Source organism: Methylobacterium sp. WL18, from assembly GCF_008040015.1.
Lineage (GTDB): Bacteria > Pseudomonadota > Alphaproteobacteria > Rhizobiales > Beijerinckiaceae > Methylobacterium > Methylobacterium mesophilicum.
On the sequence record NZ_VRVD01000089.1, the window covers coordinates 1 to 11,700 of the forward strand.

Here is an 11,700-nt window from a genome sequence, read left to right on the forward strand (position 1 = left end):
CACCTGGCCGCCAGCCCGCGCGCCCGGGCCGAGTGGGCCGCCACGCACAAGCTGTCCGACGACCCGCGCATCACCGCCATCGGCCAGGTGCTGCGCAAGACCTCGCTCGACGAACTGCCGCAGCTGTGGAACGTCCTGCGCGGCGAGATGAGCCTGGTCGGGCCGCGCCCGATCGTGCAGGCCGAGGTCGCCCGCTACGGCCGGGCGTTCGCGACCTGCTTTGCCGTGCCGCCCGGCGTCACCGGCCTGTGGCAGGTCTCGGGCCGCTCCGACACCAGCTACGCCGAGCGCGTGGCGCTGGACCTGGACTACGCCAGCCGCTGGAGCCTGCGCCGGGACATCGCGATCATGCTGCGCACCGTCCCGGCCGTGCTCGCCCAGCGCGGCAGCAAGTAGCGTGGCCGCGCTTCCGAGGGACCGAGCCATGCAGGACGACAACCCGCTCTGGTACGATTACGCCGAGGCCGAGACGGCACCCTCCCGACCATTGCTGCTCCTGGCGAGCGTGCTGAGCCTGTCGGTGGGTGTGATGCTGCGTGCGGCCCGTGCGTACAAGGCGTCGCACCGGCTCTGGTCGCGGGCGGCTGCCCGAATGAGCCGTCGCCCGAAGATCGACGTGCAGCACCTCTGAATCTCCGGGCCGGCGATCCAGTCCGATGGCGCGGAAGGTCGGCGACTTCGGTAGCCCTGCGCGTCCCATGGCGTCACGGTGGTCAACCTCGACCGAGCGTCGGCAGCGGGTGGCAGGGGCGGGCGAGTCCCCATCCTAAGCGTCTCGACAATTCCACGACCCAGCGGCCCGAACCCGCGCACCCCGGCCGCCCGCAGCGGCGCCAGACGCGGCATGATCGGCGCCCGTCCCCGGTCGGATACGGCGGCCGATCCGGGATCATACCGATCAACCCAGAAAACAGATCAGTAGACGCACAACAGACTCGCGATAGCCCCTGTGGGGAAACCGTTCGGTATTGTGATTTCCGGATCCCCGCTCCAAAGTGACTTGATATCGCGCGTCGATCTCATGGATCGATGACGCTGGTTCATGTCCGAGGAAGGCCCGAGAACCCAGCGTCGGAAGCTCGAGGCGGCAGGGCACAGAATGATGGCCTTCGACACGGAAACGGCGTCGCGTGACGGCGAGCGGCAACGTCTGATCGAGGCGATCGAGAGCAGTTCTGACGGCTTCGCCCTGTTCGATGCCGAAGACCGCCTCCGCCTCTGCAACGGTCATTTCCGCGACTTTCATCCGGGCCTCGACGCCGTGATCGCCCCGGGGGCCGCGTTCTCCGCGATAGCGCGCGCCGCCGCGGAGAACTGCGTCGTGCGGGAGGAGGGCGTCACCGGCGACGCGTGGCTCGAAAGCCGGCTCGCGCTCTTCCGCGATCCGCGCGGGCCGATCCTCCAGCAGCAGCGCGATGGGCGCTGGATACAGATCAACGAGCGCCGGACCCGGGACGGCGGGACGGTCGCGGTCTACACCGACGTCACCGAGATCAAGCGCACCGAGCAGGCCCTGCTCACGACGCAGGGGCGGCTGACCTACCTCCTGACCGCGTCGCCCTCGATGATCTGCAGCTTCGAGGTGGGCGGCCGCAACGCGCCCACCTTCATCAGCGAGAACGTGCGCGACCTCCTCGGCTACGAGCCGAGCGATTACCTCGCCGGCCCCGAATTCTGGCTGGACCGGCTGCACCCCGAGGACCGGGACCGGGTCCTGGCCGAGTTCCCGCATCTGCTGGAGACCGGCCACAACGTCATCGAGTACCGATTCCTGCGCAAGGACGGCGCCTATCGCTGGGTCCGGGACGAGCAGCGCCTCGTCCGGGGTCCGGACGGCGAGCCCGTCGAGGTCGTCGAGTCGTGGAGCGACATCACCGAGCGCAAGGCGGCCGAGTTCTCGCTCCGGGAGCAGACGGCCTTCGTCGAGTTGCTGCAGGTCACCGCGGCCGCGGCCAACGAAGCCGCCACCGTCGAGGACGCCGTGCGGTTCTGCCTGGATCGGGTCGCGGCCCATACCGGATGGCCCCTCGGGCACGCCTATCGGTTGGCCGAAGACGGGAGCGGGACCCTGGTGCCGACCGGCCTCTGGCACTGCGACGCGCCGGAGCGCTTCGCGCGGTTCCGAGACGTCACGGCGCGGACGCCGCTCTTGGCCGCCGTCGGGTTGCCGGGGCGGGTGCTGGCCTCCGGCGAGGCGGCCTGGGTCCTCGATGCCGAGCCGGAGCCCGGCCTCCCCCGCGCCGCCGCCGCGGCAGCGGACGGGATCCGGGCCGCCTTCGCCTTCCCGGTCACGATCGGGCGCGAGGTCGTGGCGGTGCTGGAGTTCTTCGCCTGCGAGGCCCGGACGCCGGATCCGGCGCTGCTGAAGGTCATGGGCAACATCGGCGCCCAGCTCGGGCGGGTGATCGAGCGCAAGCGCGCGGAGGAGCACCTGCGTCAGGCCAAGGACGCCGCGGAGAACGCGAGCCGGGCCAAGAGCAGCTTCCTCGCCAACATGAGCCACGAGCTGCGCACGCCGCTCAACGCGATCATCGGCTTCACGCGGCTGGTGATGCGCCGGGCCAAGGACGTGTTGCCCCTGAAGCAGTTCGAAAACCTGGAAAAGATCCTGACGAGTTCCGAACACCTGCTGTCGCTCATCAACACCATCCTCGACCTCGCCAAGGTCGAGGCCGGGCGGATGGAGGTGAAGGCGGCACAGTTCGCGCTGGAGCCCACCCTCGACATCTGCCTCCGAACGGTCGAGCCCCTGGTCAAGAGCGAGCGGGTGCGGCTGGTCAAGGACGTGGAGGGCTTGCCGGAGACGGTCTTCACCGACCAGGAGAAGCTCAAGCAGATCCTGATCAACCTCCTCAGCAACGCCATCAAGTTCACCGAGACCGGCTCGGTGACGCTGCGGGCCCGCGCGGTCGGAGACCGGATCGCGCTCGCGGTCTCGGATACCGGCATCGGCATCCCGGACGCGGCGCTGACCGTGATCTTCGAGGAGTTCCAGCAGGTCGACAACTCCGCGAGCCGCGCCCACAGCGGCACCGGGCTCGGCCTCGCCATCAGCCACCGGCTGGCGCGGATGCTCGGCGGGGACGTGGCGGTGGAGAGCCGGGAAGGCGTGGGCTCGACCTTCACCCTCACCATCCCGCAGCGGGTCGAGGGCGCCCTCGAACTTCAGCCGAGCCCGAAGCCGACGGCGCCCGCGACGGATGCCGCGCCCCGGACCGGATCCAGGCTCGTGCTCGCGATCGATGACGACCCGAACGTCGTCTACCTGCTGCAGGAGAACCTGTCGGACGCCGGCTACGAGGTGGTCGGCGCCCCCAACGGCGAGGACGGCCTGCGCAAGGCGCGCGAGCTTCAGCCGCGCGCGATCACCCTCGACATCATGATGCCGGGCACGGACGGGTGGCAGGTTCTGCACGCGCTCAAGACCGACCCGCTGACGCGCGAGATCCCGGTCATCCTGATCTCCATCGTCGATCAGAAGGAACTCGGCTTCCACCTCGGCGCCAGCGACTACATCGTGAAGCCGTTCGAGCGCGAGTCGCTGATCGGCGCCCTCGGCCGCGCCGCCCCCAACAGCGAGCGCATCCTCGTGGTCGACGACGACCCGAACGTGGTCGACCTCGTCCGCCAGCTACTGGACACCGAGGGCTGCACGATCGACTGGGCCCCGGACGGCGCCGCGGGCCTCGAGCGCATCGCGCAGGCGCGCCCGAGCGTGATCCTCCTCGACCTGCTGATGCCGGGCATGGACGGCCTCACTTTCCTCGACCATCTCCAGGCCGATCCCGTCGGCCGGACGATCCCCGTCGTCGTCCTGACGGCGGCATCGTTGAACGCGGCCGATCAGGGCATGCTGCGGGAGCGCGTGCGCGGACTGATCGACAAGCAGGGCCTCGACCGCGACGCCCTGGTCCGGGAGGTCAGGCGGGCCTTGCCGCTGGCGGACAACCCGGCGGCCGAGGTCACGCAATGAGCGCTGCTGGCGAAACGGCCGCGGAAGAACCGATGCATCACCCGCACGCAGCCCGCGAGGATGTCGGCGGATGAAGACCATCCTCATCGTCGAAGACGTCGCGCTCAACCGCGATCTGCTGATGCAGCTCCTGGAGGACGACTACGCGCTGGTGATGGCGGTCGACGGCGCCGCCGGCGTCGCGATGGCGGCGAGCCACACCCCGGACCTGATCCTGATGGACCTCTCCCTACCGGTCATCGACGGCTGGGAGGCGACGCGGCGGATCAAGGCCGACCCGGCGACGGCCGGCATCCCCGTCATCGCGATCACCGCCAACGCGATGAGCGGCGACGCCGACAAGGCCAGGGCCGCGGGCTGCGACGACTTCATGACGAAGCCCGTCGACGAGGACCTGCTGTTCGCCAAGCTGCATCACTGGCTCGACTGAGCGCGGGCGGCCCCAGAGAGGCTTCGGCCCGGAGAGAGCGAGACCCGTGGACCCAGCGCGCATCCTCATCGTCGACGACGAAGCCTTCAACCTCGACCTGCTGGAGCAGGAACTGGAGATTCTCGGCCATGCGAGCGTCCGGGCCTCCAACGGGCGCGTGGCCCTCGATCTGCTGAACGCGGAGCCGTTCGATCTGGTCCTGCTCGACGTGATGATGCCGATCCTCGACGGCTACGCCGTGCTCGACCGCATCAAGGCGCACGAGCGGCTGCGCCATACCCCGGTGGTCATGATCTCGGCGCTGACCGAGATCGGCAGCATCGTGCGCTGCATCGAGATGGGGGCCGAGGATTACCTGCCAAAACCCTTCGAGCCGGTGCTGCTCGAAGCCCGGATCCGCGCGTGCCTCGACCGGAAGCGGCTCCACGACCGGGAGATGGCGCATCTCGAGACCATCGAGCGGCAGCGCAAGCGCGCCGACGACCTGCTCCACGCGATCCTGCCCGTGGCGGCGGTGAGCGAGTTGATGACGACCGGGCAGGTCAAGCCCCGGCTCTTCGACGACGTCGCGGTGCTGTTCATCGATCTCGTCGGCTTCACGGCCTGGTGCCACACCCAAGGCCCCGAAGCCGTCGTCGCCGAGGTTCAGCGCCTCGCCGAGGCGTTCGAGGTGGTGGCCCACACGCACGGCATGGAGAAGATCAAGACGATCGGCGACGCGTTCATGGCCACCGCCAACCTGCTGTCGCCCCATGCCGACCCGGTGACCGCGGCGGTGCGCTGCGCCCGGGACATGGTCGCCATCGCGGGCGACGGGCCGACCGGCTGGCGGATCCGGGCCGGCATCCACATCGGTTCGGTCGTCGGCGGCATCGTCGGCCGGTCCAAGTTCACCTTCGATCTCTGGGGCGACACCGTGAACGTGGCCGCGCGCCTCTGTGCGCTCGGCGACGGATGCGCCGTCCACCTGTCGGAGGAGGCCTCGACCCGGGTGCGGGACGGCGGCGCGATCCGTCCCGTCGGGAAGGTCGCCCTCAAGGGGAAGGGCGAATGCGAGGTCTATTGTTGCACGCTGAGGTAGGCGTTTGCACCGCGGGACGAACCACGCGCATTGCTGCGTCGGCGGCCAGGCTTCACCGGATCCGCTTGGCTTCTGAGATCCGGGCCGGGCGTCGTCGCGGTCAGAGGCTCTCCGAGGCCCCCGATACCGTCCCGGCCGGTGCGGGGCGCGGGCCCCGCGCGCGGCGCTCCTCGAGGCGCTGCAGGATGACGTAGAAGGACGGCACGAACAGCACGGCCAGGCAGGTCGAGGCGAGCATGCCGCTGAATACCGCGATGCCGATCGACTTGCGCGCCGCCGCCCCCGCCCCGGAGGCGGTGACCAGCGGCAGCACGCCGAGGATGAAGGCGAACGAGGTCATCAGGATCGGGCGGAAGCGCAGCCGCGCCGCCTCCACGGCCGCCACCGCGATGTCGAGCCCGGCCTGCCGCTTCTCGCGGGCGACCTCGACGATCAGGATGGCGTTCTTGCTCGCCAGCGCGATCAGCAGGATCAGGCCGATCTGCGTGTAGAGGTTGTTGGCGACCCCGAGCGTCAGCAGGGCCCCGACCGTGCCCAGGAGCGCCAGCGGCACCCCGAGCAGGACCGCCAGCGGCAGGATCCAGCTCTCGTACTGCCCGGCCAGCACGAGGTAGACGAGCACGATGGCCAGCGCGAACACCCAGTAGATCTGGGAGCCCACGGCCTTCTCCTGATACGACATCGCCGTCCAGTCGTAGCCCGTGCCCGGCGGCAGCACCTTGGCGGCGATCTGCTGCATCAGGTCCAGCGACTGCCCGGAGCTGAAGCCCGGGGCCGCCCCGCCCACGATCGTGGCCGTCGGGTAGAGGTTGTAGAGGCTGATCAGGGATGGGCCCTGGACCGGCTTGATCTCGACGACGGTGCCGAGCGGCACCATCACGCCGTTGCCGGCGCGCACCTTCAGGTTCTGGATGTCCTCCGGGCGCAGCCGGTAATCGGGCGCAGCCTGCACGTAGACCTGGAAGGTCCGGCCGAACTTGTTGAACTGCGTGACGTAGGACGACCCGACGTAGCTCGACAGCGTCGAGAACACCTGTCCGACCGTCACGCCCAGGGCCTCGGCCTTGACCCGGTCCACCGCGATCGCGATCTGCGGCACGCCGGCCCGGAACGAGGTGTTGAGCTTCTGCAGTCCGGATTGCGCGGTCCCGTCGGCGACGATCGTCCGGGCGAGGCTTTCCAGCAGCGGGTAGTCGAAGTCGCCGTTGCGCAACTCCACCTGCATGGTGAAGCCGCTGGCATTGCCGATGCCCTGGATCGGCGGGGGGATGAGCACGAAGGTCGAGGCGCCCTCCACCTCCTCCAGCATCGCGTTGAAGCGCGCGTAGAGGCTGCGCAGGTCCTGGCCCTTCGCCTTGCCCCGGGCGTCCCAATCCTTGAGCACGACGTAGGCGACGCCGGCATTGGGGAGGGTGGCGTTGGCGTCGAGGACCGAGATGCCGCTGATGGTGAGGACGTTGTCCACGCCGGGCGTCGCCTTCGCCTGCGCGCTGATCCGCTGCATCACGGCGTCGGTGCGCTCCTTCGAGGCGCCGTCCGGCAGCTGCGCCCCGATCAGGACGTAGCCCTGGTCCTCGGTCGGCAGGAAGGCGGTCGGCAGGCGGGTCAGCCCCCATCCGGCCAGGCCGATCAGCAGGAGCGCGACGGCGACCATGACGCCGCTTCGCCGGACCATGTGGCCGATCAGCCTTGCGTACCAATCCTCGGCGACGCCGTAGACGCGGTTGAAGCCGCGGTAGAACACGTTGCGCTTCTCCGGCGGCACCGGCTTGCGCAGCCACAGGGCGCACTGGGTCGGCTTCAGCGTGGCGGCGTTGACCGCGCTGATCAGGGCGGTGGCGGCGATGACCAGGGCGAACTGCTTGTAGAGCTGGCCGGTCAGGCCGGGCAGGAACGCGGCCGGAACGAAGACCGACATCAGCACCAGGGTGATGCCGATGATCGGGCCGAACAGCTCCTCCATCGCCTTCTCGGCCGCCGCCCGGGGCGAGAGGCCCTCGTCGATGTGGTGCGCCACCCCCTCGACGATCACGATCGCGTCGTCCACCACGATGCCGATGGCCAGCACGATGGCGAACAGCGTCGAGAGGTTCACGCTGAAGCCCATCGCCGCCATGGCCGCGAAGGCGCCGATGATGGTCACCGGGACCGTGGTCGCCGGCACCAGCATGGCGCGCCAGTCCTGGACGAAGACCAGGATGACGATCAGGACCAGGACGGCGGCCTCGAACAGCGTCGTGTAGACCTCGTGGATCGAGGCCTGCACGAACCCGGTGGTGTCGAACGGGATGCTGTAGACGAGGCCCGGCGGGAAGCTCTTGGCCAGCTCGCCCATCCGGGTCCGGACCGCCTCCGCCACCGTGAGCGCGTTCGCCTCCGGCAGCTGGAAGATGCCGAGGCCGGCGGCGGGCTGGCCGTTCAGGGTGAAGGACTGGCTGTAGGTCTGCGCGCCGAGCTCGACGCGGCCGACGTCGCGCAGGCGGGTGATGCGGCCGCCGTCCTGCGCATCCGCCTTGATGACGATGTTCTCGAAGTCCGGGGCGTCGTTCAGCCGCCCGTTGACGTTGAGGGTGTATTGGAAGTCCTGACCGGCCGGGACCGGCGGCATGCCCACGGCCCCGGCGGTGACCTCCTGGCTCTGCTGCTGGACGATGGTGATGATGGCGTCGGGGGTGAGACCCCGGGCCTGCACGAGGTCGGGGTCCAGCCAGATCCGCATCGCGTACTGGCCGGCGCCGAACACCGTGACGTTGCCGACGCCCGGAAGCCGGGCCAACTCGTTCTGAACGTTGATGACGCCGTAATTCGACAGGAACAGGCTGTCGAACTTTCCGTCGGGGGACGACAGCGTCACGAATTGCAGGACCGCGGTGGACTTCTTCTGGGTCGTGACGCCCTGGACCTGCACCGCCTGCGGCAGCGACGACATCGCGATGGCGACGCGGTTCTGCACCAGCACCTGGGCCTGGTCGCCGTCCGTCCCGATCGCGAAGGTGACCGTGAGGGTGTAGGTGCCGTCGCTGGCGCTGGTCGACTGCATGTAGAGCATGCCCTCGACGCCGTTGACCTGCTGCTCGATCGGCAGCGCCACCGTATCGATCACCGTGCGGGCGCTGGCCCCCGGATAGCGCGTGGTGACCTGGACCGTCGGCGGGACGACGTTGGGGTATTGCGACACGGGCAGGTTGAACAGCGAGACCGCGCCGACCAGCACCATCACCAGGGCGAGCACGTTGGCCAGGACCGGCCGCTCGATGAAGAAGCGCGAGATCATGCCGTTGGCCCTCGGTGCCGGCGTCTCAGGGGCGGCCCGCCGGACAGGCGGGAGCGCGGATCGACGGTTGCCGACGGCCGGTATCTCACCGCTGAACCGGCGCCGGGTCGGCGGAAGCGTCGGCCGGCGCCACCTTCCGGGGCGCGACCTTGGCCCCCGGGATGGCCCGCTGGATGCCGTCCGTGACGACCCACGCGTCGGGTTTGAGCCCCGTCAGGATCACCCGGTCGCGCCCGTCCCGCGGACCGAGCGTCACCACCCGCTGCGCGACCGTGTCGTCGGCCCCGACCGTGAGCAGGTAGCTGCCCTGCTGGTTCGTCCCGATGGCGTCGTCGCGGACCAGCAGGGCCTTGTCGTCGCGTCCGACCGGGATCCGAACCCGCACGAACAGGCCCGGCAGGAGCGCGTGATCGGCGTTGTCGATGAGCGCCCGCGCCAGCAGCGTGCCGGTGGACGGGTCCACCTGCGGCGCGAGGTAGTCCAGCTTGCCGGTATGCGGATAGCCGGCCTCGTCCTGCAGGCCGATCTCCACCGGGATCTTGGACAGGTCGCCCAAGGTCCGCTGCGTCGCGAGGAGGTGCTGCTTGACCAGCAGGACCTGCTGCTCGCTGACGTTGAAGTAGATGTAGAGCGGGTCGATGCGCACGAGCTGCGCCAGCTTGGTCGGCCCGCTGATGCCGACGAGCGCCCCGATATCCACCAGGTGGTTGGTGACCACCCCGTCGAAGGGCGCGGAGACCTGCGTGTAGCCGAGGTTGATCGCGGCGATATCCAGGTTGGCCTGCGCCTCCAACACGGCGGCGGTGGCCTGGTCCAGCTTGGTCTTGGCATCCTCCACCCGCGCCTGCGAGGCGAATTCCTGCCGTCCCAGGGTGGACTGGCGCTGGTACTCCGACTGGGCGTTGGCCAGGGCGGCCTGCTGCGCGGCCAGGGCGCCCTGCGCCTGCTTGAGCTGCGCCTCGTAGGTGTTGCGCTGGATGGAGAAGAGCGGCGCACCCTTCTTCACCACGGCCCCGTCCGTATAGCTGATCCCCTCCAGAAACCCCTGGACGCGGGCCTCGAGATCGACGGCCGCGAACGCCTTGGTGTTGCCGGTGAGCTCGAAGTAGCGCGTCACCGTGCGCGCGACCGGCTGCGCCACCGAGACGCTCGGAGGCGGCGGCGGAACGTACTGGTTGGTGTCGTGGCACCCGGCAGCCAGCGCCGCGAGGGTCGCGACGACCAGGAGGCGGGCAGGGCCGGGAGACTGTAGCGCGATCGGCACGGGCGGCCCCTCGACTGGGATCGTTACGGGACGGTCGGGGGCGGAGATCCTGCCGGGGCTACCACTTGTCTTCCGCCTTGGCCTCGCGGGCGAGGGTCAGGCACTCGAGCAGATCGACGTAGCTCGGCAGGCCGTCCAGCTGGGCTTCGGCGGTGCAGCGCGTCCGGTCGCCGGCCGGATAGCGCGCCCATTGCTGGGCGACCTGCGCGCGGGCCGACGCCTCGTCGTCGAGGCAGAGTTTCTGCCGCTTGGGATCGAGGGTCATCAGCGTGGTGGCCGCCCGGCACCCCGGCCCGACATCGAAGGTCGGCATGCGGTCCGCGATCGGCACCGCCAGGGTCGCTCCCATCAGCAAGGCGGGAATAGCGATCATCATCGTCGATACGCCTCCGGTCACTGCGCCGATCGGGCCAACCGATCGATCCAAGCCGCAGCCATCCTTCTCAGGTGTCGCGCCCCGCGATGCCGCGGTGTCTCTGCGCAGGACAAACCCGATTCGGCCGCCGCTTCGCAATGGATACCACAGGCTACACGCGCGCCGACCTCGAAAGGCGAACCATCAGAGTGGATTTCTACTGATCATCGTCATTCTCGCCGCGGAAACGATCGGCTTTCTCTGAATTGATTACCGAATGTGAAATGCCACTCTTGAAGCCCAGGCGCTGGGCTGGTCACCAGGCACGGTTATCCGGATGGCAGAACGACCGCCGTACTGAGCCGGCAGGTCGACGTTATTGCATTCGAGATGCCGCATCCCATCGTAGACGCGTGCTCCTGTCGGATCCGCCGGCGCGACCGTATCGAGCATCGCGACTGCGAGCGGGCGCTTCCGGATGCGGCGCGCTGCCGATGCTGGCGAGGCAGGCAGCGTCGTGAGACAGCCCGTGCCGCCCGACGGATCGGAACGGCGGCCGATCCGCTGCCGGGAGGCGGCTGGTGTCTCCGTGTCACCGATCGAGCCCGGCATACGAGGGCCCGAGTCGGGGCCTCCCATCGGGGCGGACCCGCTCCGGCCCGAGCCGCTCGCCGGCAACGTGGATGCCGGTTCGGCGCGGGCGAGCGCGATACGTGGAGGACGTGGAACTGCGCCCGGCCGCCGTCTTGCGGTTTGCCGCGCGGCACCATCGGGCGGCGGTCGCCCCGGTGGCCAAGCCGCTGGCGACCTGCACGGACTGGGAAACAGCGGACACCGGCCCGTTGCGGACCGGGTCGGTCAGCAACGCGCCGGACTGCGCTGGCAGGTGCCAAGCGCGAACCGCAGGGTCACACCATCCCACCGGCTGCGGAGATCCACAGGTCCCGGTGAGCGAAGCGGCCTGCGCTCGCAGGCGCCTCCGAAACCGCGTTCGGAAGCCGCGCCTACCAGAGATGCATCAGGATGTTGGACAGCTTGGTGAACCAGTCGGTGGTCGCAGGTAGGCTGACTTCGCCTTTATTGATCTTCGTCATCATGGCGATCGCGGCTTTCCGCTGGCTCTCGGGGACGGAGAACGTCTCATACGCGGGAGCCTTGCTCACCGCCGCCGGGACGGCTGAACCCTGCGGATTCGTGGCGCCCGCGGATGCGGCCGGGGACGCGCTCGTTGCGCTGCCGGGATTGATGGGGGCTGACGGCGCGGGGGCGATCGGGTTGCCGTTCGGCGGATACGGGTTCTGCGTGCCCGCGGGAGGCCGGGTG

At 69.5% G+C, this 11,700-nt stretch carries 8 protein-coding genes and 1 pseudogene; 5 read left to right on the forward strand and 4 right to left on the reverse strand.

The features are described 5' to 3' along the window. From FV228_RS09885 to FV228_RS09905, 5 genes are all read left to right on the forward strand, one after another. Nucleotides 1-396: sugar transferase (locus FV228_RS09885; protein ID WP_147854465.1), on the forward strand; the 396-nt coding region annotated here is incomplete at its 5' end. A 28-nt stretch (nt 397-424) separates the two neighbouring features. Further along, the gene (locus FV228_RS09890; RefSeq protein WP_147854466.1) at nt 425-631 is read left to right on the forward strand and encodes a hypothetical protein; all 207 of its coding nucleotides are present in this window, start codon (nt 425-427) and stop codon (nt 629-631) included. A 468-nt stretch (nt 632-1,099) separates the two neighbouring features. Then, on the forward strand, nt 1,100-3,973 hold the full coding sequence (locus tag FV228_RS09895) for a response regulator (RefSeq protein ID WP_147854467.1): 2,874 nt from the start codon (nt 1,100-1,102) through the stop codon (nt 3,971-3,973). Nucleotides 3,974-4,043: 70 nt separating this feature from the next. Further along, nucleotides 4,044-4,403, forward strand: coding sequence for a response regulator (locus FV228_RS09900; RefSeq protein WP_147854468.1), 360 nt, complete (start codon nt 4,044-4,046; stop codon nt 4,401-4,403). A gap of 46 nt (nt 4,404-4,449) precedes the next feature. Further along, nucleotides 4,450-5,484 carry an adenylate/guanylate cyclase domain-containing protein gene (locus FV228_RS09905; RefSeq protein ID WP_147854469.1) on the forward strand — a complete coding sequence of 345 codons (1,035 nt, stop codon included), beginning with the start codon at nt 4,450-4,452 and terminating at the stop codon, nt 5,482-5,484. A gap of 100 nt (nt 5,485-5,584) precedes the next feature. Here FV228_RS09905 and FV228_RS09910 read toward each other — a convergent pair whose 3' ends face one another. The 4 genes and pseudogenes from FV228_RS09910 to FV228_RS33735 all read right to left on the reverse strand — a co-directional run. After that, entirely contained in the window at nt 5,585-8,758 is a 3,174-nt protein-coding gene (locus tag FV228_RS09910; RefSeq protein ID WP_147854470.1) for a multidrug efflux RND transporter permease subunit, read from the reverse strand. A gap of 85 nt (nt 8,759-8,843) precedes the next feature. Continuing rightward, entirely contained in the window at nt 8,844-10,022 is a 1,179-nt protein-coding gene (locus tag FV228_RS09915) for an efflux RND transporter periplasmic adaptor subunit (RefSeq protein WP_147854471.1), read from the reverse strand. Nucleotides 10,023-10,080: 58 nt separating this feature from the next. Continuing rightward, nucleotides 10,081-10,398, reverse strand: coding sequence for a hypothetical protein (locus tag FV228_RS09920; RefSeq protein WP_246693878.1), 318 nt, complete (start codon nt 10,396-10,398; stop codon nt 10,081-10,083). Nucleotides 10,399-11,381: 983 nt separating this feature from the next. Next, nucleotides 11,382-11,700: pseudogene (locus FV228_RS33735) on the reverse strand (hypothetical protein); the annotation flags it as partial.

Excerpts from the sequence above, each read along its gene's own strand:
- FV228_RS09890 (WP_147854466.1), top strand. The coding sequence starts at position 425 with ATGCAGGACGACAACCCGCTCTGGTACGATTACGCCGAGGCCGAGACG.
- FV228_RS09895 (WP_147854467.1), top strand. The coding sequence starts at position 1,100 with ATGATGGCCTTCGACACGGAAACGGCGTCGCGTGACGGCGAGCGGCAA.
- FV228_RS09900 (WP_147854468.1), top strand. The coding sequence starts at position 4,044 with ATGAAGACCATCCTCATCGTCGAAGACGTCGCGCTCAACCGCGATCTG.
- FV228_RS09910 (WP_147854470.1), bottom strand. The coding sequence starts at position 8,758 with ATGATCTCGCGCTTCTTCATCGAGCGGCCGGTCCTGGCCAACGTGCTC.
- FV228_RS09920 (WP_246693878.1), bottom strand. The coding sequence starts at position 10,398 with ATGATGATCGCTATTCCCGCCTTGCTGATGGGAGCGACCCTGGCGGTG.